The organism is Thermohalobaculum xanthum (assembly GCF_016623495.1).
GTDB lineage: Bacteria > Pseudomonadota > Alphaproteobacteria > Rhodobacterales > Rhodobacteraceae > Thermohalobaculum > Thermohalobaculum xanthum.
The window spans coordinates 157,745-182,091 of record NZ_JAEHHL010000008.1; the positions used below are offsets into that span (position 1 = coordinate 157,745).

Here is a 24,347-nt window from a genome sequence, read left to right on the forward strand (position 1 = left end):
GCAGAAATTGGCGTTGCAAACAACAACGAGACCAAAAAGCAAAGCCAGGCCGATATTTTTCTCGGTCGACTATACCGGTCGCGGCCTTTCGATCGACCTGCGTATGCGATCTGGAGTTTGGGATTCCGGTCCACCAATTTCTTCACCAAGCGTTCTGTTTAGCGCAGGTACTATACCTCACTCGGAACTTGCCTTGCCCGAACAGCACCCTCCCATCAAAGTATCATGACCGATGGATAGAAATATCCGAAAGGATCCGGCGCCATCACGGCCAGGACGTCAGGCAGCCACCGCCGCGCCCGAGGCGATCATCCCGGCGATCTCGTCGGCGGTGTAGCCGGCCTCGGCCAGGACCTCGCGGGTGTGCTGTCCCAGAAGCGGCGCGGGCGCCGTCGCCCCGCCCGGGGTCGCCGAGAACTTGACCGGCAGCCCGATGGCCTCAACCCGCCCGGCGACCGGGTGATCGGTCGACACCACCATGTCGCGCGCCCGGGTCTGCGGATCGGCATGCATCTGGCTCACGTCCAGCACCGGCCCCGCGGGAAGTCCGCCCGCGTCGAAGGCCTCGAGCCACTCCGCGGTGGGGCGCGTGCGCAGGATCGCGTTGAGTTCGGCCTCCAGTTCACCGCGATGCGCCATGCGCTCGGCATTGGTCGCGAAACGCGGGTCGGCGGCAAGCCCGGGCGCGCCGATGATGGCGACCAGGCGCTCCCAGTTGCGCTGGTTCGCGGCGCCGACATTCACCCAGCCATCCGCCGTCTGGAAGGCCTGGTAGGGGGCGTTGAGCGGATGCGCCGAGCCCATTGGCCCCGGCGCCTCGCCGGTGGCAAAGGCGATGGCCGACTGCCAGTAGGTATGCGTGATCGCGGCCTCGAAGAGCGAAGTGTCCACCACCTGCCCCTCGCCCGTCCGCAGCTTGTGGGCATAGGCCGCCGCGACCCCCATCGCCGCCAGGATCCCCGCGGTGATGTCCGAGACCGGCGCGCCGACCTTGACCGGCGGCCGGCCGGGCCCCTCGCCGGTAATCGACATCAGCCCGGACATGCCCTGCGCGATCAGGTCGAAGCCGCCCCGGTCGGCATAGGGCCCGGTCCGCCCGAAGCCCGAGATCGAGACGTAGATCAGCCCCGGGTTCAGCGCCCGCAGGGACTCGTAGCCGAGACCCAGCTTCTCCATCGTGCCCATCCGGTAGTTCTCGATCACCACGTCCGCGTCGCGCAGCAGGCGGCGCAGCGCCTCGGCCGCCTCGGGCGCCTTGAGATCGAGCGCGACGCCGCGCTTGCCCCGGTTCATCATCAGGAAGGCGGCGCTCTCGCCGTTGACCGTGGGCGGCACCATGCGCCGCGTGTCGTCGCCGTTCGGCTTCTCCAGCTTGATCACGTCGGCGCCCATGTCGGCCAGCATCAGCCCGCAGACCGGACCCGCCATCACATGCGCCAGCTCGACGACCCTGCACCCCTCGAGCGGCCCCATCACCGGCCCTTCCAGTTCGGCGCGCGCTTGCCGAGGAAGGCCTCCATCCCCTCGCGGAAGTCCTCGGACATGTAGGTCATCAAAATCAGGTCGGCGTCGTCGGCCTTGGGGCCGTGGTAGAAGACGCGACGTAGCCCCTCCTTGGTTGCGCGCATCGTCAGCGGCGCGTGCCCGGACAGCAGCCGCGCAAGCTCGTGCGCCCGCGCCCGCACCGCCTCGGCATCGGGCAGCACCTCCGAGACCAGGCCGATCATGTTGGCCTCGTCGGCCTCGATCAGGCGCGCGGTCAGAAGGATCTCGCGCGTGCGCGCCGGCCCCAGCAGCGAGGCGAGCCGCGCGAGATTTCCGACCGACAGGCAGTTGCCAAGCGTCCGCGCGATGGGAAAGCCGAACTTCAGCCGCGCGTCCGAGATCCGCAGGTCGCAGCAGGCGGCGATCGCCGCCCCCCCGCCGGTACAGGCGCCGGTGATCGCGGCGATGGTCGGCACGGGGCAGGACTCGATCGCCTTCAGCACCCCGTCCATCTTGTGCTCGTAATCCAGAGCGTCCTGGTCGGCGCTGAAGCCGCGGAACTGCGTCATGTCAGTTCCGGCCGCGAAGGCACGGTCGCCGGCGCCCGTCACGATGATCGCCTTGACCGAGCCGTCCGTGGGCGCCGCGGCGCAGATCGCGGCCAGCCCCTCGTACATGGCGAAGGTCAGGGCGTTGCGGCTCTCGGGCCGGTTGAAGGTGACGGTCGCGATTCCGCCCTCGACTGCGTAAATCAGTTCGTTCGTCATGCTCTGCTCCGGTCGGTCGCCTGGCCGGCCCTTCCGGGCCAGGGCGGACGCGCGGCGCCCGTCCCGGCCGCGGGAATCAGCCGTAGAAGTAATGCACCAGGAACATCGGGATCGCGGGGATGTAGGTGCACATCATCAGGACCGCGAGCAGCACCAGCACGAACCAGATGTTGACCTTGGACACCGCCCAGATGTTCGCCCGCGCCACCGCGCAGGCGGTGATCAGGACCGAGGCCACCGGCGGCGTCTGCTGGCCGATCGCGAGGTTCAGTGTCACCACCAGCCCGAAATGGATGGGGTCGATCCCGGCCGCGTTGATCAGCGGGATCACGATCGGAACCACCAGGATGATGGCGGCGGCCGAGTGGAGGAAGAACCCGATGATCAGGAAAAAGATGTTCAGGATCAGCAGGATCATCCACTTGTTCGAAGTCAGGTCGAGGATCCCCTGCGCCAGGTCCTGCGGCAGCTGCGCGCGCGTCAGGAACCCGCCCATCACCACCGAGGCCGCGACCAGCAGCATCACCACCGCCGTCTGCATGCCGCCGTCGAGCATCGAGCGCCGCAGGTGCCGCAGGTCCAGCTGGTTGTACCAAAGCCCCACGACGAAGGCCGCGAGCACCGCCAGCCCCGCCGCCTCGGTCGCGGTGACGAAGCCGCCGAAGATGCCGCCCAGGATGATGACAGGAAGCGAGAAGGCCGGCAGCGCGTCCCAGAAGGTCTCGCGCAGGCGCGCGACGTTGAACGCCTCCTCGGTCGGCAGGTCGTAGCGGCGCGCGAAGATATAGGCGACGAACATCAGTCCCGCGGCGCCCAGCAGGCCCGGAATGATACCCGCCACGAACAGCTGCTCGACCGAAGTGCCCGCCGATGTCGCGTAGAGGATCATCGGGATCGAGGGCGGGATGATGATCGCGAGCGAGGCCGAGGACGATGTGACCGCCGCCGCGAGCGGCCCGGAATAGCCGCGCTTCTTCATCTGCGGGATCAGGACCGACCCCATCGCGGCGACATCGGCAACCGCCGAGCCCGAGATCTCGGCAAAGAACAGCGACACGCCGATATTGACCATCGCGAGCCCGCCGCGGACGAAGCCGATCAGGGCCGAGACGAAATTGATCAGCCGGTCGGTGACCCCGCCGGCGTTCATGATCGCGCCCGCGAGCACGAACATCGGGATCGCGATCAGCGAGAACTTGGTCGCGCCGTCATACATGTCGAGCGCGATGGTCACGAGGCTGCCCCAGCCCTCATAGCCCAGGAGCCCGATGATGCCGCCCACCGCCAGTGCGATGGCGATCGGCACATTGATGCAGATCATCAGGATGATTGCAATGACGATGCCAATGATCAGCATGTCAGTCGGCTCCCCTCACTTCGCGCCCGCCTTCTTCATCTCGCTCTCGACCTCTTCCTCGATCTCGGCGTGCTCGAGCGAAACGCCCCGGATCGTCATGCTCCAGTAGTGCGGCAGGCTCAGCAGTTCGGCGACGATGAACAGGATCGCCCCGATCGGGATGACCGACTGGGTGAACTGCACCGGCACCCAGCGCAACGAGACCAGCCGGTCGCCCTCGAGCACCGACAGCACCTCGAGACCGGCCCAGGCCAAGGCGACGAAGAAGCCGATGACGACGACCTCGGCCACGATCACCGATGCCATCCGCAAGGGGCGCGAGAGCGACAGCAGGACCGTGTCGAACCCGATATGGCGCCGCTTCAGCGCCGCGAGCGCCGAGCCGTAATAGGTGATCCACGCAAGCATGATCGCCGCAACCTCGTCGTACCACGAGAAGGACGAGCCCCCGATACGGAACAGGACGGCGACGATCACGACCACCGTGAGGGTGATCATCAGGAAGATCACCACCCATTCGAGCAGCCATTCGAGAAGGCGTGACGCGCGCAAGATCATGATGTCTGGCTTTCGGAAGGTTCGGAGCCTCGGCCCCGGCGCCGCCATCGGCCGCGCCCCGGGATGCGTCCCTCTCCCGCGTGGCGGGAGAGGGCATGGCCTGTCGGCGGTTTACGAGCCGGCGGCGAGCCCGCTGATCTTCTCGACCAGCACGGGGCCACCCTCGACGGTCGCGGCAAACTCGTCATAGATCGGCTTCGACGCGGCGATGAAGGCATCCTTGTCGGCCTCGTTCACCTCGACGCCCGCGTCCTTGATGACCTTGAGCAGGTCGGTCTCGAACTGGGCCGCGATCTCGTAGACCTTCGCGCGGCTCTCCTCGCCGCACTGCAGCAGCGCGGCCTGAACGTCCTCGGGCAGGTTGCCGAAATGCTTGTCCGACACCAGCACGTAACCCGGCGTGTAGACGTGGCCGGTGATCGAGAGGTACTTCTGCACCTCCTGGAACTTGGCCGAGGCGATCTGCGCGTAGGGGTTCTCCTGCCCGTCGATCACGCCGGTCTGCAGCGCCGTGAAGACCTCCGAGAAGGCCATCGGCGTCGGGTTCGCGCCATAGAGCTGGAACATCTTCACGCGCCACGCGCCCTTCGGGGTCCGCAGCTTGATGCCGGCCAGGTCCTCGGGCTTGTTGATCGGCCGCACGTTGTTGGTGATGTGGCGGAAGCCGTTCTCCATCAGCCCGATGATGCGGTACCCGTTCTTCTGCGCCGCCGCCTGGAAGGTCGGCTCCATCTCGGCCCAGACCCGGGTCATGTGGTCGCGGTCCTTGATGATGTAGGGCATCTCGAACACGCCGAAGGTGTCGTCGACCGACGACATGATCGACGACGGCAGCGCGAAATCGACCTGGCCCAGCTTCAGCTTCTGCAGAAGCTCCTTGTCGTTGCCCAGCTGCGACGAGCCGAACACCACGACCTCGGCCTTGTCGCCCAGTGCGGCGTTCGAGCACGAGGCGAAGGCCTCGGCGCTGGCCTGGAACAGCGAGCCCGGCTCGCCCACATGCCCGAATTTCAGCTCGAGCGCATGAGCGCCGGTGCTGATGCCTGCGGCAAGCGCTACGCCCGCCAGAAGCGTCGAAATCTTCATGCTACGTTCCTCCCGTTGAGGGACAGGCTGCGCCCGTCCGGTTGTCTTCCGCCCGGGATCTTGCCGTCCCGGTGCGCTTCCCTCGTCCGACTCAGGCCGCCGCGTTCGCGCCGGCCGCGCCGTTTCCGGTCAGATGGCGCATCGCCACCATCACGCCCCCCTTCTCGTGGGGAACGCCTGCCAGTTCCAGTCCCATCTCGACACCCGAGAGCGTGCCCATGAGCATCAGTTCGTTGAAATCGCCAAGGTGCCCGATCCGGAACACCTTGTCAGCGACCTTCGAGAGCCCGTTGCCCAGCGACATGTCGAAGGCCTCGAGCGTAATGCGCCGGAAGCGGTCGGCCGAATGCCCCTCGGGCATCATCACCGCGGTCAGCACGTTCGAGCGGTGACCCGGCTCGGCGCACAGGATCTCGAGCCCCCAGTGCTCGACCGCCGCGCGCGCCGCCGTGGCCAGCCGCGCATGCCGGTCGAAGACGTTGTCGAGCCCTTCCTCCAGCAGCATGTCGATGGCCTCGTTCAGGCCATAGAGCATGAGCGAGGCGGGCGTGTAGGGGAAATAGCCCTTCTCGTTCGGGCCCTTCATCTCCTCCCAGTCCCAGTAGGAGCGCGGCAGCGTTGCCTTCTTGCTGGCCTCCTTCGCGCGGGCACCGACGGCGTTGAAGCTGAGGCCCGGGGGCAGCATCAGCCCCTTCTGGCTGCCCGTGACGGCGACGTCGATGCCCCACTCGTCGAACCGGAAGTCGATCGAGGCGAGGCCCGAGATGGTGTCGACCATCAGAAGCGCGGGGTGCCCCAGATCGTCGATCGCCTTGCGGATCTGCGGGATCTGGGTGACCGAACCGGTCGAGGTCTCGTTGTGGACGACGCAGACGGCCTTGATCTCGCGCGCCTTGTCGGCGGACAGCCGCTCGGCGATCGCGACCGGATCGGCGCCGTGGCGCCAGTCGCCAACGATCACCTCGGCGTCGAGGCCGAGGCGCTTGGCCATGTTCGACCACAGGAAGGCGAAGTGGCCGGTCTCGTACATCAGCACCTTGTCGCCGGGCGAGCAGGTGTTGACCAGCGCCGCCTCCCACGCACCGGTGCCCGAGGCAGGATAGATCACCACGTCCTGGCGGGTCTTGAAGATCTTCTTCATCCCCTCCAGCGACTTCGCACCGATGTCGCCGAAGCCCGGCCCCCGGTGGTCGGGCACCGGCTGGTCCATCGCACGGAGGATACGGTCCGGCGTGTTCGAGGGCCCCGGGATCTGAAGAAAATGCCGACCGGCCATGATGAACCCTCCCCGTCGTTTCCGTCTCATCTGCGGACTTGTCCCGCCGCGCCGTGGCGGCTAGAGATTTGTATACAGAATACAGATCGGAAGGCCTGTCAATGACCCGAATTGCAACTCCCGCCGATGACGCGCTCGTGCGCAAGCTCAGCGCGGCGGTCGAGGGGACGGTGATGGGTGACGCCTTCTCGCGCGGCCGCTATGCGACCGACGCCTCGATCTACCAGATGATGCCCAAGGCGGTGGTCGTGCCCCGCAGCATGGGCGATGTCAGCGCCGCCATGCAGGTGGCGCGCGAGGCCGGGGTGCCGGTGCTGCCCCGCGGCGGCGGCACCTCGCAGTGCGGCCAGACGGTCAACGAGGCCGTGGTGCTCGACCTCTCGAAGCACCTGAACGCCATCGTCTCAATCGACGCCGAGCGGCGCGAGGCGGTGGTCGAACCGGGCCTCGTGCTCGACCATCTCAACGCCGCGCTCAAGCCGCACGGGCTGTGGTACCCGGTCGACGTCTCGACGTCGTCACGCGCCACGCTCGGCGGCATGACGGCGAACAACTCCTGCGGCTCGCGCTCGCTGCGCTACGGCACCTCGCGCGACAACGTGCTCGCCATCGACGCGCTCATGGCCGACGGCACCCGCGCGCGTTTCGGCGAGGTCCAGCCCGGCGCGAACCTGCCTGGGCCCATCGGCGAGCTCGCCCGCGACCTGCTGGCCATCGGCGCGCGCGAGGCGGACGAGATCGCCGCGCGCTTCCCGGACGTCTATCGCCGCGTCGGCGGCTACAATCTCGACGCGCTGGTGGCGAATGGGCGTCCCGTGAACCTCGCGCATCTGCTGGTGGGATCGGAAGGCACCCTCGCCTTCTCCGAGCGCATCACGCTCAAGCTCTCGCCCCTGCCCCGCAACAAGGTGCTGGGAGTTTGCCACTTTCCCAGCTTCTACAAGGCGATGGATGCGGCGCAGCACCTCGTCAAGCTCGACCCCACCGCGATCGAACTGGTCGACGCCACCATGATCGCGCTGGCCCGCGACATCCCGATCTTCCGCCCCGTCGTCGAGGAATTCGTCCGTGGCGCGCCGGAGGCGCTGCTGATCGTTGAGTTCGCCGAGGACGACCAGGCCGAGAACCTCCGCCGGCTTGCCGCGCTGCACGACGTCATGGCCGATCTCGGCTTCCGTTGGGACGACCCGGGCAAGGCACCGGGCGGCGTCGTCGAGGCCATCGACCCCGCCTTCCAGTCCCGCATCATCGAGGTCCGCAAACAGGGCCTCAACATCATGATGAGCATGAAATCCGAGGGGAAGCCCGTGAGCTTCGTCGAGGATTGCTGCGTGCGGCTCGCGGACCTGGCCGAATACACGGACCGGCTGACCGCGATCTTCCGCAAGCACGGCACCAACGGCACCTGGTATGCCCATGCCTCGGTGGGCACGCTGCATGTGCGCCCCGTCCTGAACCTCAAGCAGGACCTCGGCGTCAGCACGATGCGCGCCATTGCCGAGGAAGCCTTCGAGATGGTGCGCGGCTACAAGGGTAGCCATTCCGGCGAGCATGGCGACGGCATCGTGCGCTCGGAATTCCACCGCCAGATGTTCGGCGAACGCATCGTCGCAGCCTTCGAGGAGGTCAAGGATCGGCTGGACCCGGGCGGGCTGATGAACCCGGGCAAGATCGTCCGCCCGCCGAAGATGGACGACCGCAGCCTGATGCGGTTCGACCCCGGCTACACGGTCCCCGAGTTCGATTCGGTGTTCCGCTGGGAGGGGCACCACGGCGCCGGGCGTGGCCTGCAGGGCGCGGTCGAGATGTGCAACAACAACGGCGCCTGCCGCAAGACGCTCGACGGCGTGATGTGCCCGAGCTATCGCGTCACCCGCGACGAGCGGGATCTCACGCGCGGCCGCGCCAACACCCTGCGCCTCGCGATCTCGGGCCAGCTTGGCCCCGACGCCTTCACCTCGGACGAGATGGCCGAGACGATGAAGCTCTGCGTCTCGTGCAAGGCCTGCCGGCGCGAGTGCCCCACCGGCGTCGACATGGCCAAGATGAAGATCGAGGTGCAGGCAGCCCGTGCGCGCCGCAACGGCGTGCCGCTGCGCGAGCGCCTTGTCGGGCACATGCCGCGCTATGCCCGGATCGCCGCGCGCCTCGCCCCGCTCGTCAATCTCAGGAACCGCATCCCCGCCCTGCGCCGCCTGTCCGAACGCGCGCTGGGCTTCGCCGCCGAGCGCGACTTGCCCGAGTGGCGCGGCGACTGGTTCCGGACGGAAAGCTCGGCCTCCGAAATGTCGGCGGCCGATGTCGTGCTGTTCGCCGACTGCTTCAACCGCTATTTCGAGCCCCAGAACCTTCGCGCCGCCGAAGCCGTGCTTAAGCGCGCGGGGCTCAGGGTCGCGCATGCGACGGCGCCCGACGGCAGCCGCCCGCTATGCTGCGGGCGCACCTATCTCTCGGCCGGGATGGCGACCGAGGCGAAGGCCGAGATGGCCCGCACCGCCGCGGCCCTGCGCCCGGCGCTGGAGAACGGCGCAAGCGTCGTGGGGCTCGAGCCCTCGTGCCTGCTGACCTTCCGCGACGAGGCCCCCGCCCTCCTCGACGACTGGAGCGCCGAGTTCGGCGCGCGCGTGATGCTGTTCGAGGAATTCCTCGCGGCCCGCGCGGCCGAGGGCCGGCTCGCACTTCCGCTCGCGCCGCTCGACGCGCAGACCGCGCTGCTCCACGGCCACTGCCATCAGAAGGCGATGAACGTCATGGGGCCGGTGCAGAAGGTGCTGGGCCTCGTGCCGGGACTGAAGGTCGAGCTCATCGCCTCGTCCTGCTGCGGGATGGCGGGTGCCTTCGGCTACCAGGCCGAGACAGTCGGCACAAGCCGTGCCATGGCCGAGCTGAGCCTGCTGCCGAGGGTGCGCGCGGCGGGCGATGACGCTATTGTCGTGGCCGACGGCACATCCTGCCGCCACCAGATCGCCGACGGGGCGGGACGCGCGGCGCTGCATGTCGCGCGGGTTCTGGAGGAGAGTTCGAAGAGGGCCCTGACGTGAACGAAAGCTTCACCCCGATGCAGCGGCTCCTGCCGGATGCGCTCAGCGACCGCCTGCGCGAGATGATCGTCGAGGGCGAACTTTCCCCTGGCGAGAAGATCAACGAGCGCGAGCTGTGCGAGAGCTTTGGCGTCTCGCGCACGCCGCTGCGCGAGGCGGTGCAGGCCCTCGCCAAGGAGGGGCTGATCCAGATCACGCCCCGCCGTGGGGCGCGCGTCGCACCGATGACGGTCGAGGACCTCGACGAGGTCTTTCCGATCATGGGCGCGCTGGAATCGCTGGCGGGCGAGCTTGCCTGCGCCCGGATCGCGCCGAACCAGGTGTCCGAGATCAGGGTGCTGCACAACGCGATGGTCACGGCCTACGAGCGCGGCGACCGCCACAGCTATTTCCATCTGAACGAGGAAATCCACGATCGCATCTTCAAGGCCGCAGGCAACCAGACGCTGATCCAGATGCGCCGCGGCCTAGCCGCCCGTGTGCGCCGGGCGCGCTTCCGCGCCAACCTCTCGGCCGCCCGATGGAAGAAGGCGGTCTCCGAGCACGAGGAAATCGTTGCCGCGCTCGAGGCTCGTGACGGGCCGCGCCTGTCGCGCCTGCTGCGCGACCACCTCGCGGGCAAGCTCGACACCGTGCGCGCCGCGATCAGGGCCGAGATGGCCGAGCGCGAGGGCGCGGCCGACTGACGCCGGGCCCGCCCGTCAGGCGCAGTTGCGGCAGCGCGGGGCGTGGGGCACGAGTTCGAGGCGTTCCTCCGAGATCTCCTCGCCGCAATTGACGCAGTAGCCGAAGCTGCCATCCTCGATCCGCGCAAGCGCGGCCTCGATCATCCGCATCTCGGCCACGCCGGCCTGCCCCAGCCCCTCCAGCACCTCGTCGCCCTCGCGCTCGGTCGCGCGCTCCTCGAAGTCGGCCGATGCGGGCTCGTCAAGCTGCGCCTCCACGCCGGTGACCCGGGTCGTTAGCTCGGCGAGCCGAGCCCGCAACCGCGCTTCGTAATGGCTGACGTCCTTCACCCGGTGTTCCTCTTCGTTGTCTGTCCGGCGCGGCCCTGGCGGCAGCGATCCTGCCAGCCTATGCAGAAGCGTGGCCCGGACGGAAGCCCCCGAAATCCCTGCACCCCCGCGGTTGCGCAAGCCTCGCGCCCCTTTCCAAGACCCGCGCGATGATGGCAGTCTGCCCCCCGGTCGCGGTCGGCCGGCATGCGAGGGAGGCCCCGATGACATTCTCGATCGTTGCGCGCGACCCGGTCTCGGGCCAGTTCGGCGTCGCCGTGGCCAGCCGATTCTTTGCGGTCGGCGCCTTGGTCCCGCATATCCGGCCCGGCCGGGCCGCGGTCGCGACGCAGGCCTTCATCAGCCCGTTCTGGGGGATCGAGGCCGCCGACCGGGTCGCCGCGGGCGAGGCGCCCGGGCCCGTGCTCGCCGATCTCGCGGCGCGCGACGCGGGCGCCGAGAACCGCCAGATCCACGCCATCGACGCCGACGGCCGGACCGCGCAGTTCACCGGCGGCAAATGCGTCGACTGGGCCGGGCACATGGCGGGCGAGAACGTCTCGGTCGCGGGCAACATGCTGGCGGGCCCGCAGGTCCTGGCCGCCATGCTCGCTGCGTGGCGCGATGCGGCCGCCCTGCCCCTCCCCGAGCGCCTCTTGGCGTCGATGGAAGCGGCGGAGGCCGCTGGCGGCGACAAGCGGGGCCGCCAGTCTGCGGCGCTCAGGATCCACCGCGCCGAGGTCTATCCCTGGATCGACCTGCGCGCCGACGACCACCCCGACCCGCTGGCCGAGCTGCGCCGCCTGTGGGACGTCGCGCACGAGCGTTTCCTGCACTTCGCCGAGAACATGCCGACCGCCGCGAATTTCTCGGGAACCACCGACCGCACCGACCTCGACCGCCGCATCATCGAGGAGGAAAGGCGCCGCGCCGCCGACGGGATCCCTTCGCGATCGTTCGCGACCCCGCTGGTCTGACGCCCCCGGCGCGGGGTCAGACCGCCTCCCGACGCCCCGCCGCGTAAGCGTCGAGCCGCCGGCCCAGCGCGCCCACGCCCGCATGCAGCGCGACCGTCATCAGCGCCAGCACGATCAGGGCGGCGAACATCAGGTCGGTCTTGGCCCGGCCATTTGCCAGCAGCATCAGGTAGCCCAGGCCCTGCGAGGCCCCGACCCACTCGCCGATCACCGCCCCGATCGGCGCATAGACCGCCGCAAGCCGCAGGCCCGAGGCAAAGGCCGGCAGCGCCGCAGGCAGCCGGAGGAACAAAAGCGTGCGCCCGCGCCCCGCCCCCATCGTCCGCGCGAGATCGAGCAGCCCGGGATCGGTGCGCCCGAGCCCGTCGAGAAAGGCCGAGGCCACCGGGAAATAGATGATCAGCAAGGTCATCGCGATCTTCGACCACACGCCGTAGCCCAGCCACAGCGTCAGCAGCGGCGCCAGCGCGAAGACCGGCACCGCCTGCGTGAAGACGAGAAGCGGCATCACCGCACGGCCCAGCCGCGGCGCCGCGACCAACTGCACCGCCGTCAGCGCGCCAAGGACCGAACCCAGCGCAATCCCCGCCAAGACCTCGGCCGCAGTCACCACGAAATGCTGCGCAAGCAGAGCCCGGGCCTCCCACAGGGCGGTGGCGACCCGGCCCGGGCCGGGCAGGATGAAGGGCGGCACGCCGGTCGCCCAGACCAAGACCTGCCAGAAGGCGATGGCGCAGGCCACGACCACCGCGACGCTGGCCACGCGGGTCATGACACGCCCTCAATCACGGCGCCAGGCGCGCGCAGCGCCGCCAGCAGCGCGGCCTGCGCCTCGAGCGTCTCGCGCGCGCCGGCCGGCCTGATCGGCGGCGCCGCGGGCGCGGGAAACGGGCTCAGCCCAATCTCGGTCATGACGTGGATCTGGTGGCCCAGCCGCGCCGCCTCGGCCGGGTCGTGGGTCACGATCAGCACGGTCCGCCCGGCCAGCACCCGGAAGGCAAGCTCCTGCATCTCGGCCCGGGTGCGGGCGTCGAGGGCCGAGAACGGCTCGTCCAGCAGCGCCACCGGCCGGTCCTCCATCAGCGTGCGCGCCAGCGCCACGCGCTGGCGCATGCCGCCCGACAGCGCCGGCGGCCGCTTGGCCTTGTGGCCCGCAAGCCCGACCTCGGCGATCAGACCCTCGATCCGAGCGGGATCTGCTCTCTCACCCCGCAGCCGGGCGCCGAGCCCCACATTGCCCGCGACGTCGAGCCAGGGGGCGAGCAGGTCGCTCTGCCCCATCCAGGCGATCCGCCCGGCCAGCGCGCGCCCGTCGCTCGCCGCGATCTCGCCCTCGAGCGCGCCGCCCGCGTCGAGCCCCGCGATCAGCCGCAGCAGCGTCGACTTGCCGACGCCCGACGGCCCCAGCAGGCAGGTCCACTGCCCCGCGGGCACGTCGAGATCGAGCCCGGGGATGCGATAGCCGTCCCCGAAGTCCAGCGTGCCGCGGATGCGGATGCCCGGTGCCGGCGTCACGCCCCGCCCCTCAGCCCCATGTCCCAGAAGCCGACCTCGAGCCGCGTCGCCGTGGCGAAGCGGCGGCAGAGCCTGTCCCAGCGGGGCGAGCGCTCGGGCTCGGCGCCCAGCCGCGCGGCCGCGGCCGCGTCGATCAGCCCGCCCACCTCGGCGCAGACCCCTTGATACTCCTCGCCCGCATAGGTGCCGATCCAGTCGGCGTAGACGTCCGAGGTGGCCTCGCGACCCAGCCGCGCGCCGATCTCGCCATAGCCCAGCACGCACGGCGCGAGCGCCGCCATCAGGTCGAGGAAATCACCCGACAGCCCCGCGTCCATCACGTAGCGGGTATAGGCGAGGTTCTCGGGCTCCTCGGCCGCGGAATAAAGCGCCGCCTCGGTGATGCCGGCCTTGGCGCAGACCTCGACGTGCAGCCGCATCTCGTGGTTCACCAGCGCGTCCACCGTGGCCGCGGCGGTGCGCATCTCGGCCAGGCTCTCGGCCTTGACCACGCCCATCGCCCAGGCCCGCGAGAAATGCACGAGGAAGACGTAGTCCTGCACCAGGTAGTGCAGGAAGGCCGGGCGCGGCAGTTGGCCCGTGCGCATCCCCTCGACGAAGGCGTGGCGTGTATAGGCGTCCCACGCGGGCGCGGCCGCGCGCCAGCCCGCGAAGACGCGGCTGCCAAAGTCGGGCGGGCTCACGGCGCACCCACGTCGATCGCGATCTCAGCGACCGGGCGCGCGTCCTCGATCAGCCCGGCCTCCAGCAAGAACGCCTCGAAGCGCGCATAGCGCCCGGCGTCGAGCGCCGCCGGCCGCAGGGCGAAGCGCGGCAGCGTGTCGATCCAGGCGCGGCGGTTCAGCTCGTCGTCGAGTTCGGCGGCGGTGCCCTTGAAGATCTCCCACGACGCCTCCGGGTTGTTGATGATGTACTGCGTCGCCAGCTCGGTCGCGGCCAGGAAGCGGGCCATCAGCTCGCGGTCGAGACCTTCAGCGCGGGCGACGTAGATCAGTTCGTCATAGGCCGGCACGCCCTCCTCCTCGATGAAGAAGCAGCGGCCCGCAACACCCTCGATATCCATCTGGTTGAGCTCAAAATTGCGGTAGGCGCCGATCACCGCATCCACCTGCCCCGACATCAGCGAGGGCGAGAGCGACCAGTTGACGTTGACCAGCTCGATATCCGCCGTGCTCAGCCCATGGCGGCCGAGCACCGCGCCCAGAAGCGCCTCCTCGACCCCGGCGACCGAGAAGCCGATCTTGCCGCCCTTGAGATCGGCGATCGACTTGACCGGGCCGTCCGCCAGCACCAGCAGGCAGTTGAGCGGCGTCGCCACCAGCGTGCCCACGCGCACCAGGCCCAGCCCCTCGTGCACCTGCAGGTGCAGCTGCGGCTGGTACGAGACCGCAATGTCAGCCTTGCCCGCCGCCACCAGCTTGGGCGGATCCGAGGGGTCGGCCGGCGGAATGATCTCGACCTCGAGGCCCTGTGCGGCGAAGAAGCCCTTCTCCTGCGCCACGATGATCGGACCGTGATCAGGGTTCACGAACCAGTCGAGGATCAGCGTCACCTTGTCCGCCGCCGCGGCGGGCGTGGCGATCAGAAGGGCGGCGATCAGGGGTATCAGGCGCATGCGTGTCTCCGTCATGTTGCGGCGTGGCGGGTGGCTGCAGGGCGGGTGGCGGCGACCCACTCGCGGGTGCGCGCCTCGGGATCGGGGTTGAGCAGGATGTCGGTGACGACCGAGACGACGTCGGCACCCGCGGCCAGCACGCCGGGCGCGCGCGCGACCGTGAGCCCGCCGATGGCGACCAGCGGGACCGCGCCCACGCGGCGCTTCCACTCGGCGACGCGGTCGAGCCCCTGCTCGGCCCATTTCATCTTCTTGAGGATGGTGGGGTAGACCGGCCCCAGCGCCACGTAGTCGGGCGCCAGCGCCAGCGCGCGCTCGAGCTCGGCATCGTCATGGGTCGACACGCCAAGCCGCATCCCGGCGCGGCGGATCGCGGGCACGTCGGCCGTGTCGAGATCCTCCTGCCCCAGATGGACGAAGTCGCAGCCCGCCTCGATCGCCAGCTGCCAGTAATCGTTCACGACCAGCGTGCAGCCCGCGGCCCGGCACAGGTCGCGCGCGGTGGCGATCTGCTGGCGCAGCTCGTCCTCGGGCCGGTCCTTCACCCGCAGCTGCACAAGCCGCACGCCCTGCGGCAGCAGCCGCGGCAGCCAGCCCGCGTCGTCGACGATCGGGTAGAACGGGTCGAGGGTCATGGCCTGCGCGCTCATCCCAGGAACGCCTTTCCCATCACCGGGGTCGAGGGCGCGGCCATGTCGCGCGGCTCCATCGGGTCGGCCTCGAAGGCGACCCGCCCGGCCTCGACGGCCAGCGCGAAGGCCCGCGCCATGGCCGCGGGATCACCCGCCTTGGCGACGGCGGTGTTGAGCAGCACCGCGTCGTAACCCATCTCCATCGCGCGGGCGGCATGCGAGGGCACGCCGATGCCCGCATCGACCACCAGCGTCACGTCCGGGAAATGCGACCGCATCGCGCGCAGGCCATAAGGGTTAACCAGCCCCTGCCCCGAGCCGATCGGCGCGCCCCAGGGCATCAGCACCTCGCAGCCGGCATCCACCAGCCTGCCGGCGGCGACCAGGTCCTCGGTGGTGTAGGGAAAGACCTTGAAGCCCTCGGCGACCAGGATCCGCGCGGCCTCGATCAGCCCGAACAGGTCGGGCTGCAGCGTGTCGTCCTCGCCGATCACCTCGAGCTTGATCCAGTCGGTGCCGAAGACCTCGCGCGCCATCTGCGCCGTGGTCACCGCCTCGCGCACCGTGTGGCAGCCGGCGGTGTTCGGCAATACCTGCGCGCCGAGTCCACGGATCATCTCCCAGAAGGCCTGGCCTGATCGCCCCTCGGCCGACTCGCGGCGCAGCGAGACAGTGACGATGCCCGCGCCCGACGCGCTGACCGCCTCGGCCATGACCGCGGGCGAAGGGTAGAGCGCGGTGCCCAGCAGCAGCCGGCTCGCGACCTCGGTGCCGTAGAAATTGACCATGGTTTCAGCCTCCCTGAAGGGGTGCGAGAACTTCCAGCCGGTCGCCGTCGTTGAGTTCGACGCCCGCCCGAGCGCCGCGCGGCACGAAGTCGCCGTTCACGGCGGTGGCGACATGCGCGCCGCCATAGCCAAGCTCGGCCAGCGCCGCGTCGAGCGCGCGCGCCGCGATCTCGCGCGGCTCACCGTTGAGAATGATCGTCATCGATCCACTCCGATCCGTGGTTCGCGCCCATCGCGGCCGCCGCGGCCTCGGCCCCGACCGTGGGCCCCAGCAGGAAGCCGTGGCGGTAGAGCCCGTTGACGTGCAGCCGGCCGTCGCGGCGGACGACGCGGGGCAGATTGTCGGCGAAGGCCGGACGCGCATCGACGCCGATCTCCAGCACCTCGGCCTCGGCGAAGGCGGGATGCAGCGCATAGGCCGCGCCAAGAAGCTCGAGCATCGAGCGCGCGGTGATCCGGTTGCGGTCGTCGCTCTCGATCATCGTCGCGCCCAGCATGTAGACGCCATCGCCGCGCGGCACGATGTAGATCGGCCAGCGCGGATGCAGGAGCCGCACGGGACGCGACAGGCGCAACTCGCGGCTGCGGATCACCAGCATCTCGCCCTTGACGCCGCGCAACCCCGGCAGCGTGTCGGCGGCGGCGAGGCCGCGGCAGTCGATCACCTGTCCGGCGGAAGGCGCGTCCTCCATCGAGGTGCCCCACAGGACCCGCGCGCCCCCCGCCTCGAGCCAGCCGAGCAATGCCGCGGTCGCCGCGCGCGGGTCGAGATGCGCCTCGTCGGGGAAAAACAGGCCGCGGCCGAAGCGGCCCTCGAGATCAGGTTCGAGCTCGGTAATCCGCGCGCCCGTCACCTCCTCGAAGCCTGACGTGCGACGCGCGAAACGCGCAAGCTCGGCCCGGTCGCGCCCGGGCGCGACCACCAGGGTGCCCGCGCGCGTGACACCGCCCGCGTGGCGCTCCCACCAGTCGGCGGCGAGGCGGCCGAAGCGCAGCACCGGCTCCTCGGCGCTCTCGCGCTCGCAATAGGGCGCGAGCATTCCCCCCGCCCACCACGAGCACGAGGCAGGCCCCGGTCCCGGCGCGCGGTCGACAACCGTCACGCGCGCCCCGCGCGCCATCAGCTCGGTCGCCGTGCACAGCCCGGCAACGCCCGCGCCGACGACCAGCACGTCGCCATGGCCGTCTACGGGGCCGTCGCTCGCGATCGTTCCTGCCTGCGCCATGCGCGTATTCGCCCTTCGCCTCCGGCGCCACGGGAGCGGGCAATGCCACGAGACTGTCTGGCGAAACCCGTTCCCTACGCCGGTCTTATCCGGATCAGGTTCGATGGGTTCGCGCGTTTCCGCGCATCTCAGCCGAAGCACCCCAACGGTAAGGCCCGATTATCATCGCGCGGCGGGTGGACGCAAGGGCAACGGGCGGCGACGCGCAGGATCGCCGCCCGGTTTTCAGGCACGCTGAAGAGGTGAGGCCCCGCCAATTCGGCGAAGCCCGAAAGGCGCTCGGCGTCGGCCTCAGTGGGCCGCGCGCGCCTCGGCACGCTCGGCGCTGATCTTGTCTGCCTCCTTGCCGTAAAGCTCCTGGTAGTGGTCGAAGCTGTGGTCGAAATGCCCGACCCCCTGCGTGACCGACCTGAGCTGCCCGGCCAGGTCCCCCAGCGCCGCGCCGGGCAGCAGGGCGCGGAACACGTCCCAGCCCTTGGCCCCGGGATCGCGGTCGAAGCCCAGCACCTGCCCCTTGAGCGAGGAGACCACCGGCACCAGCGCCCCCGAGAAGATCGAGGGCACGTGGAAGCGCACCTCGTGGAACGGTTGCAGCAGCACCGGCACCCCGTCGGCCAGCCCCTCGGCCACGCCCGCGCGGCCGGCGATGCGGAAGGCCATGTCCGAGCTGTCGACCGAGTGGTGCTGGCCGTCGGTCAAGGTCACCCGGACATCGACCACCGGGAAGCCCAGCGGCCCGCGCGCGGTAGCATCTTCTGCCCCCGCCGCCACGGCGGGGATGTAGTTGCGCGGCACGGCGCCGCCCTTGACCACCTCGTCGAAGGCGAAGCCCGCGCCGCGGGCGTTGGGTTCGATCACCAGTTTCACATCGGCGAACTGCCCCGCCCCGCCGGTCTGCTTGCGGTGGCGGTGATGCACCTCGGCGCGCCGCGTGATGGTCTCGCGATAGACCGGGGGCACGGGCTGCTCGACCGTCTCGACGCCGAAAACCCCGGCCAGCGTCTCGCGCAGGCAGCGCAGATGGATCGGCCCCTGCGACTCGACCCGCTGCCCGCCGCTCTCGGCGTCCTGGGAGACATGGACCGACCGGTCGTCCGCGGCGATCCGGCCCAGCGCCGTCGACAGCTTGACGTCGTCGCGGTCGCTCGTGGGCGCCAGGATGCAGAAAATCTGCCCCGGCGAGGGCGCCGACCAGGCCGGCGCGGGAAGGATCTCGTCCCGCGTCAGCATTCCGGCGGCCGGCAGGTGATCGGACTTGACCGCGGCGGCCAGCCCGCCGGCGGGCACCTCGGATACCGCTCCGGCCTTGTCCGACCCCGCATCGACCAGCGAGCCCAGCGCGTGCCCGCCCAGCATGGCCGAGCCCTTGAGCCCCTCGTCCAGCGCGCGCAGCCAGATGGTGCGGCCGACATGGCGGCGATGGCGGGCATGGAAGGCCGCGGCCATGAGCGGGGCCTTCGCCCCCGACGCCTCGGCCAGCCGCTCGCGCAGCGCCCCGACGGGCGGCGCCTCGTGGCGCAGGGCCTTGGCCAGGCGCACCATCCCATTGCCATGCCCGGCCGAGCCGAACAGGCAGGGGATCACCTTGTTCTCGGCCAGGACCCGCGCGGCGATGCCGAAGACCGGCCCGCCCTCGGGCTCGTGATCCTCGATGATCTGCTCGAGCAGCCAGTCGTCGAAATCGGCCAGGTGCTCGAGAAGCTCGCCGCGCGCCTCGTGCTCGCGCTCCTCGACATCGGGCGGCAGCGCGATCAGCGCCGAGGGCTCGCCCTCGCGATACTTCCACGCCCGCTCCGAGATCAGATCGACCGCGCCCACGACCTTGTCGCCGTCGCGGATCGGCACCTGCCGCAGGCAGATGACGTGGTTGGCGTAGTCCTGCAGCGCGGCAACGATCTCGCGCACCCGCGCGGACGCCTCGTCCATCCGGTTGATGAACAGGATCGCGGGCGTACCCGACGCCTCGACGGCGCGAAGGTAGGGCGCGGCCAGCACCGCCTGCGCCGGATCGGGCGAGACGCAGACGATCGCGGCATCCGCGACCGTCAGGGCGTTCACGCTCTCCTGCAGGAACTCGATCGAGCCGGGGCAGTCGATCGCCCACCAGGGCTCGTCCGACCAGGTGAAACCGACGATGCGCGGGTCGGCCGGCGAGGCCGCGGCGCCAGGCGGGCTCTGGCCCTCGAGCCGGCAGAAGCGATCGACCAATGTCGACTTGCCGGTGCCGGGCGCACCGATGACCGCTACGCATCGCGCCATGACGTCTCCCCCTGTCTTGTCTGTTTTGTTTGTTGTGCTTGTCCGGTGTCTTGGTCGTGCAGGCCCCGTCCGATTACCCCATTGCTCGCCGCGCCGAAGCCCGGTCGGGAAACCAGTAAAGCGCGGCCTGCGGCGGTTGAACACCCCCATTGGCGGCCGAGCCCGCTTGATCCCGGCCCGGTGCCGGGTCTATGTCCTGAGTGGACGGCGGGCGCGCTCCGTGATGGATCGCCCGCAGCCCGGCACGCGCGCCCGCCGGGGCCGGCGGGCGGCGCGGACCGGACCGACCCCACATCGAAAACCCACGAGGAGACCTCCATGCTGGACCGCACAGACCTCAAGCAGTCGCTCGGCGACCCATCGCTGCTGACCGACAAGGCGTTCGTCGCGGGCGAATGGGTCGGCGCGGGATCGGGTCCGACCTTCCCGGTCCACAATCCCTCGACCGGCGCGAAGATCGTCGACCTGCCCGACCTCGGCTTCGCCGATGCGCGCCGCGCGATCGACGCGGCCGAGGAGGCGCAGAAGGCCTGGGCCGCCAGGACCGGCAAGGAGCGCGCCGCCGTGCTGCGCAAGTGGTACGACCTGATGATCGCCCATGCCGACGACCTGGCCGCGATCCTGACCGCCGAGATGGGCAAGCCCTTCGCCGAGGCCAAGGGCGAGATCATGTACGGCGCGAGCTTCATCGAGTGGTTCGCCGAGGAGGCCAAGCGCGTCTACGGCGACGTGATCCCCGGCCACCAGCCCGACAAGCGCATCGTGGTGGTCAAGCAGCCGGTGGGCGTCGTCGCCTCGATCACGCCGTGGAACTTCCCCAATGCGATGATCGCGCGCAAAGTCGGCCCCGCGCTGGCGGTGGGCTGCGCCTTCGTCTCGAAGCCGGCCAAGCAGACGCCGCTCTCGGCGCTGGCCATGGCCGTGCTGGCCGAGCGCGCGGGCGTGCCCAAGGGCGTCCTGTCGGTGGTGACCTCGGCCTCGTCTTCGAAGATCGGCGAGGAGTTCTGCTCGAACCCCAAGGTGCGCAAGATCACCTTCACCGGCTCGACCGAGGTGGGCCGCATCCTGATGCGCCAGTCGGCCGAGCAGATCAAGAAGACCTCGATGGAGCTGGGCGGCAACGCACCCTTCATCGTCTTCGACGACGCCGATCTCGACGCCGCGGTCGAGGGCGCAATGATGTCCAAGTACCGCAACAACGGCCAGACCTGCGTCTGCGCCAACCGCATCTACGTCCAGGCCGGCGTCTATGACGCCTTCGCCGAGAAGCTGGTGGCGGCGGTGAACAAGATGAAGGTCGGCGACGGCTTCGAGGACGGCGTGACCACCGGCCCGCTGATCGACATGGCCGCGGTCGAGAAGGTCGAGGAGCACATCGCCGACGCAACCGGCAAGGGCGCCAAAATCGCCACCGGCGGCAAGCGTCACGCGCTGGGCGGCACCTTCTTCGAGCCGACCGTGCTGACCGGCGTCACCCCCGCCATGGCCGTGACGCAGGAGGAGACCTTCGGCCCGGTCGCCCCCCTCTTCCGCTTCGAGGACGAGGCTGACGTGATCGCCCAGGCCAACGACACGATCTTCGGTCTCGCCTCGTATTTCTATGCAAAGGACATGGGCCGCGTCTGGCGCGTGGCCGAGGCGCTGGAATACGGCATCGTCGGCATCAACACCGGCATCATCTCGACCGAGGTCGCGCCGTTCGGCGGCGTCAAGCAGTCGGGCACGGGCCGCGAGGGCTCGAAATACGGCTGCGACGACTACCTCGAGATCAAGTACATGTGCATGTCGATCTGATCGACGCACCGAAGACCGCCGGCCGCCCCACGGGGCGGCCGCTTTCCCTCAGCCCGGGTTGCGGGCCGAAATCACCCACGAGCTCGAGCCCATCCACACCCCGTCCCCGGTGACGTGGGGGCGCAGCAGCTCCCGCAGGTCGGCCCGGATGGCGCCGTCTCGCTGCACCGCCAGTTCGCCCGCCTCTCGCACCACCTCGCCCGCCGGGCCGAGCGCGATCTGGAAGCCGATCGAATCCTCGACATCGTTGCCCATGCGCACCTCGGCATCGACCCGTTCGAAGGTGATGTCGTCGAAGCCCGCGGCGCGCATCTGACCCTCGACCAGCTCGCGGCTGGCCATCGAGAAGGGGCCCGGCCCGCAGGTCTCGGCATCCTCGCCCGGCGCCGGCAGGTGGCGCAGCACCACGTCCTTGGCGGCCGAGAGCCACGGGTTGTCGGCCCGGTCGCGCCAGACGATATGCGTGAGCCGCCCGCCCGGCTTCAGCGCCCGGCGCATGTTCTTCAATGCTGCCACCGGGTTCGAGAAGAACATCGTCCCGAAGCGCGAGAACACGAGGTCGAAATCGCCCTCGAAGGGGTGACGCTCGACATCCGCTACCACGAAATCGATGTTCGCAAGCCCGCGCCTCGCGGCATCCTTGCGCCCGAAATCGAGGAAGGCGTCGCAGCAATCCATCGCCACCACGCGCCCCTCCGGGCCGACGCGCTCGGCCAGCATGCAGGCGGTGTCGCCAAAGCCCGCGCCGGCATCCAGCACGCGCTCGCCCGGCCGCACGTCGAGCCGTGGAAAGATCGCATCCGAATGCTGCGAGAGGCCGCCCACCAGAACGTGTTTCCACGCGATGAACTTGGGAACAAGGACGCTGTTCCAGAACTTCACGAACTCGGAATCGTCTTGAGTTTCATGCGTCAAGGTCATGCCGGCCCCCCTGTTCGCGGTCATGGCGCCGCAGTGGGCCCGAGGTCCCGGATCGAGTCAACCCCTGGTTGAAAAGGCTGGGGATAACTCGTATCCCGCACGTAAAACAGCAACCACCGGCACGGGCGTCAGCACCTCGACCATGCCGTCGGGCAGTGGTGCGGGGGCGCCATAGCCACCGTCCCAGGGGATGGCCGCGCCACGCCAGGCCAGCGCCACGACCCCGTCCGCGCGAATGAACGCGCCATCGGGCACCTTGCCCGCCTCGGCCCGGTGCGTGACCTGCCGCCGGTCGCGCGTCACCCGCGCGCGGTGCAGCACGCGGTCGCGCTCGACCAGCCCCCTGCCCGGCAGACCAGCCGCCTCCCACGCCGCCATGAAGCGGCGGTAATCCGCGTGGCGGCACTCGCCGCAGGGCCGATGGCCCGCGGCCAGGGCCGCGGCCTCGTCCCAGAAGAACAGCGCGGTCCAGCGCCCCGGCGGCATGATCGGCCGCCACCGCCCGCGGAACGCCGTGAGGCAACACACCCAGTTCTGGTGGCGCCAGCGCACGGCGCCCAGCCGGCCCCCGGCATCGTGCAGGCAGCCGCGGTTGCCGGTGAAGGCGCCGCGCCAGGGGGCAGCGACGATCTCGCCGGTCGGCAGGACGCGGTTCTGGTGGGGCATCGCCGTCTCCGCTAGGCTCGCGCGGCCCGAGCCTAGGAGATCACCCCATGCCCGAAAAGTCCCCGCGCGGCTTCCGCGTCCGCACCCTTGGCGAGATTGCCATCCGCTGCGCCGACCTCGACGCGATGACGCGCTTCTACCGCGACATGATCGGGCTGCCGCTGCTGCCCGGCGGGCACCGCGGGGGGATCGTGTTCTTCGACCTTGGCGAAAGCTACGGCGGCCACACCGCCGTACTCGCCCTGTTCCGCGAGGACGCGGCAGCGCGCGCCCTGACGCCGGCCGAGGCGGGACCGCCCGTCGCCGGCGCGCGCTCGGCCCTGCATCACTTCGCCCTCGCGATCGACGCGACCGAGCAGGAGGCCGCGATCGCCTGGCTACGCGGCCAGGGCTTGCCCGTCACGATCCAGGATTTCGGCTGGATCGGCTGGCGCGGCGTCTTCACCACCGACCCCGAGGGCAACACGGTCGAGCTGGTCGCCCGCGTGGCCGACCCCGACCCGCAGGCCTGACCGGCATCCGGCGCCGACCGCGCCGCTCAGCCCCCGGCGGCGCGTGCGCCGCCCGCCGCCAGGTAGGCGCCGGTCGCGATCTGCTCCATCTCGACCGCCCGCTCCCGCGGGCAGAACAACGCGCAGCGATAGGCGATGTTGCCCAGGTCGGTCGTCCCGATCCAGACCTTGGGCTCGACCTCAGGCAATTGCAGGCCGGTGCGCTTGCCGATCATCGCGGCATAGCGATGCGCGGTCTCGGCGAAGTCCGCGGTCGCCGTGGTCAGTGCCGCGCAGATCGCGTCGCGCACCCGCTCGGCCTCCGGGTTGGGCTGCGAGTAGAGCGTGAATTCATGAAACAGGTAGCGCTTGCGGAAGTTCTCGTTGACGACCGTGTTGGTCAGGAGCAGCGCGTTCGGCACGGCGATGCTGCGGCCGGTGTAGCGCATGTTGACGGGGTCGATCTCCTGGAGCTGGGTGACCAGCATGGTCTCGTCGATCACCTCGCCGGAATGGGGCCCGATCCGCACCCAGTCACCGACGTCGAAGGCCCGCGTCGCGGCACGCCACGCGGCCCCCGAGAAGCACAGCAGCAGCTCCTTCGTGCCGATCACCAGCGCGACCGCGAAGGCCGTGATCGAGAGCGCGAACTCCTCGATCTCGAGCGACCAGAGGCCGATCAGACCAATCAGGATGACGGCCGTCGCCGAGTTGCGGACCGAGCTGATCCACCACCGCTGGCTGTCGGTCAGGACGTCCGACTGGCGCCGGATCATGCGCACCAGCAGCCAGCGCGCCAGCATCACGCCGGCGATGAAGGCCAGCGAGATGACGACCCTGATCTCGAACGCCCAGCGGTCGAGATCCCGTGTGATGCCGATATCCTCGGGGAGCATCG

At 69.9% G+C, this 24,347-nt stretch carries 24 protein-coding genes and 1 riboswitch; of the genes, 5 read left to right on the plus strand and 19 right to left on the minus strand.

The annotated features are described in order from the left end of the window. Positions 1 to 279 precede the first annotated feature (279 nt). The 6 genes from H0I76_RS14025 to H0I76_RS14050 all read right to left on the minus strand — a co-directional run bounded on the left by H0I76_RS14025 (position 280) and on the right by H0I76_RS14050 (position 6,529). A complete protein-coding gene (locus H0I76_RS14025) occupies positions 280 to 1,473 on the minus strand; it encodes a CaiB/BaiF CoA transferase family protein (protein ID WP_200610925.1) in 1,194 nt (397 codons plus the stop codon). After that, positions 1,473 to 2,252: an enoyl-CoA hydratase/isomerase family protein gene (locus H0I76_RS14030; protein ID WP_200610927.1), complete on the minus strand. Its 780-nt coding sequence runs from the start codon at positions 2,250 to 2,252 to the stop codon at positions 1,473 to 1,475. The genes H0I76_RS14025 and H0I76_RS14030 overlap by 1 nt, the downstream gene beginning before the upstream one ends. Positions 2,253 to 2,328: 76 nt before the next feature. Continuing rightward, complete coding sequence (locus H0I76_RS14035; protein WP_200610929.1) at positions 2,329 to 3,609, minus strand: TRAP transporter large permease; 1,281 nt, start codon at positions 3,607 to 3,609, stop codon at positions 2,329 to 2,331. Between the two features lie 15 nt (positions 3,610 to 3,624). After that, the gene (locus tag H0I76_RS14040; protein WP_200610931.1) at positions 3,625 to 4,167 is read right to left on the minus strand and encodes a TRAP transporter small permease; all 543 of its coding nucleotides are present in this window, start codon (positions 4,165 to 4,167) and stop codon (positions 3,625 to 3,627) included. A 111-nt stretch (positions 4,168 to 4,278) separates the two neighbouring features. Continuing rightward, entirely contained in the window at positions 4,279 to 5,253 is a 975-nt protein-coding gene (locus tag H0I76_RS14045) for a TRAP transporter substrate-binding protein (protein ID WP_200610934.1), read from the minus strand. Positions 5,254 to 5,344: 91 nt separating this feature from the next. Further along, on the minus strand, positions 5,345 to 6,529 hold the full coding sequence (locus H0I76_RS14050) for a pyridoxal-phosphate-dependent aminotransferase family protein (RefSeq protein WP_234455320.1): 1,185 nt from the start codon (positions 6,527 to 6,529) through the stop codon (positions 5,345 to 5,347). A gap of 101 nt (positions 6,530 to 6,630) precedes the next feature. On the opposite strand from H0I76_RS14050, the gene H0I76_RS14055 reads away from it, so the two are divergent. Continuing rightward, positions 6,631 to 9,570: an FAD-binding and (Fe-S)-binding domain-containing protein gene (locus H0I76_RS14055; RefSeq protein WP_200610939.1), complete on the plus strand. Its 2,940-nt coding sequence runs from the start codon at positions 6,631 to 6,633 to the stop codon at positions 9,568 to 9,570. Then, positions 9,567 to 10,256, plus strand: coding sequence for a GntR family transcriptional regulator (locus H0I76_RS14060; protein WP_325166454.1), 690 nt, complete (start codon positions 9,567 to 9,569; stop codon positions 10,254 to 10,256). The genes H0I76_RS14055 and H0I76_RS14060 overlap by 4 nt, the downstream gene beginning before the upstream one ends. A gap of 15 nt (positions 10,257 to 10,271) precedes the next feature. On the opposite strand, the gene H0I76_RS19480 is transcribed toward H0I76_RS14060, so the two are convergent. Beyond that, positions 10,272 to 10,586, minus strand: coding sequence for a TraR/DksA family transcriptional regulator (locus tag H0I76_RS19480; protein WP_325166455.1), 315 nt, complete (start codon positions 10,584 to 10,586; stop codon positions 10,272 to 10,274). A 203-nt stretch (positions 10,587 to 10,789) separates the two neighbouring features. Here H0I76_RS19480 and H0I76_RS14070 point away from each other — a divergent pair, with 203 nt between their 5' ends. After that, positions 10,790 to 11,542, plus strand: coding sequence for a DUF1028 domain-containing protein (locus H0I76_RS14070; RefSeq protein WP_200610944.1), 753 nt, complete (start codon positions 10,790 to 10,792; stop codon positions 11,540 to 11,542). 16 nt (positions 11,543 to 11,558) lie between these two features. Here the strand turns inward: H0I76_RS14070 and H0I76_RS14075 are convergent, their stop codons facing one another. The 9 genes from H0I76_RS14075 to H0I76_RS14115 all read right to left on the minus strand — a co-directional run bounded on the left by H0I76_RS14075 (position 11,559) and on the right by H0I76_RS14115 (position 19,577). Further along, entirely contained in the window at positions 11,559 to 12,314 is a 756-nt protein-coding gene (locus H0I76_RS14075) for an ABC transporter permease (protein WP_200610947.1), read from the minus strand. After that, positions 12,311 to 13,057, minus strand: coding sequence for an ABC transporter ATP-binding protein (locus H0I76_RS14080; RefSeq protein ID WP_407704273.1), 747 nt, complete (start codon positions 13,055 to 13,057; stop codon positions 12,311 to 12,313). Before H0I76_RS14080 ends, H0I76_RS14075 begins: the two co-directional genes overlap by 4 nt. Further along, the gene (gene tenA / locus H0I76_RS14085) at positions 13,054 to 13,740 is read right to left on the minus strand and encodes a thiaminase II (protein ID WP_200610949.1); all 687 of its coding nucleotides are present in this window, start codon (positions 13,738 to 13,740) and stop codon (positions 13,054 to 13,056) included. Before tenA ends, H0I76_RS14080 begins: the two co-directional genes overlap by 4 nt. Further along, positions 13,737 to 14,672: an ABC transporter substrate-binding protein gene (locus tag H0I76_RS14090; protein ID WP_200610952.1), complete on the minus strand. Its 936-nt coding sequence runs from the start codon at positions 14,670 to 14,672 to the stop codon at positions 13,737 to 13,739. Before H0I76_RS14090 ends, tenA begins: the two co-directional genes overlap by 4 nt. An 11-nt stretch (positions 14,673 to 14,683) precedes the next feature. Then, the gene (locus H0I76_RS14095; protein WP_200611248.1) at positions 14,684 to 15,307 is read right to left on the minus strand and encodes a thiamine phosphate synthase; all 624 of its coding nucleotides are present in this window, start codon (positions 15,305 to 15,307) and stop codon (positions 14,684 to 14,686) included. An 11-nt stretch (positions 15,308 to 15,318) separates the two neighbouring features. Beyond that, positions 15,319 to 16,092: a thiazole synthase gene (locus tag H0I76_RS14100; RefSeq protein ID WP_200610956.1), complete on the minus strand. Its 774-nt coding sequence runs from the start codon at positions 16,090 to 16,092 to the stop codon at positions 15,319 to 15,321. Positions 16,093 to 16,096: 4 nt separating this feature from the next. Further along, complete coding sequence (thiS, locus tag H0I76_RS14105; protein ID WP_200610957.1) at positions 16,097 to 16,294, minus strand: sulfur carrier protein ThiS; 198 nt, start codon at positions 16,292 to 16,294, stop codon at positions 16,097 to 16,099. Beyond that, a complete protein-coding gene (locus H0I76_RS14110; RefSeq protein WP_200610959.1) occupies positions 16,272 to 17,318 on the minus strand; it encodes an FAD-dependent oxidoreductase in 1,047 nt (348 codons plus the stop codon). The genes thiS and H0I76_RS14110 overlap by 23 nt, the downstream gene beginning before the upstream one ends. Positions 17,319 to 17,372: 54 nt before the next feature. Further along, positions 17,373 to 17,473: riboswitch (TPP riboswitch) on the minus strand. Positions 17,474 to 17,609: 136 nt separating this feature from the next. Further along, on the minus strand, positions 17,610 to 19,577 hold the full coding sequence (locus H0I76_RS14115; RefSeq protein ID WP_200610962.1) for an elongation factor G: 1,968 nt from the start codon (positions 19,575 to 19,577) through the stop codon (positions 17,610 to 17,612). A gap of 318 nt (positions 19,578 to 19,895) precedes the next feature. Between H0I76_RS14115 and H0I76_RS14120 the strand changes: the two genes are divergently transcribed. Further along, entirely contained in the window at positions 19,896 to 21,371 is a 1,476-nt protein-coding gene (locus tag H0I76_RS14120; protein ID WP_200610965.1) for an NAD-dependent succinate-semialdehyde dehydrogenase, read from the plus strand. Positions 21,372 to 21,419: 48 nt separating this feature from the next. On the opposite strand, the gene H0I76_RS14125 is transcribed toward H0I76_RS14120, so the two are convergent. Together H0I76_RS14125 and H0I76_RS14130 are read right to left on the minus strand one after the other, a co-directional pair. Then, positions 21,420 to 22,292 (minus strand): class I SAM-dependent methyltransferase, encoded by an 873-nt coding sequence (locus H0I76_RS14125; protein ID WP_200610967.1) that lies wholly within the window; start codon positions 22,290 to 22,292, stop codon positions 21,420 to 21,422. Between the two features lie 57 nt (positions 22,293 to 22,349). Continuing rightward, entirely contained in the window at positions 22,350 to 22,958 is a 609-nt protein-coding gene (locus H0I76_RS14130; protein WP_200610970.1) for a hypothetical protein, read from the minus strand. Positions 22,959 to 23,005: 47 nt separating this feature from the next. Between H0I76_RS14130 and H0I76_RS14135 the strand changes: the two genes are divergently transcribed. Then, positions 23,006 to 23,470, plus strand: a complete 465-nt coding sequence (locus H0I76_RS14135; RefSeq protein ID WP_200610973.1) for a VOC family protein — start codon at positions 23,006 to 23,008, stop codon at positions 23,468 to 23,470. 26 nt (positions 23,471 to 23,496) lie between these two features. On the opposite strand, the gene H0I76_RS14140 is transcribed toward H0I76_RS14135, so the two are convergent. Next, the gene (locus tag H0I76_RS14140) at positions 23,497 to 24,345 is read right to left on the minus strand and encodes a mechanosensitive ion channel family protein (protein ID WP_200610976.1); all 849 of its coding nucleotides are present in this window, start codon (positions 24,343 to 24,345) and stop codon (positions 23,497 to 23,499) included. Positions 24,346 to 24,347 lie beyond the last annotated feature (2 nt).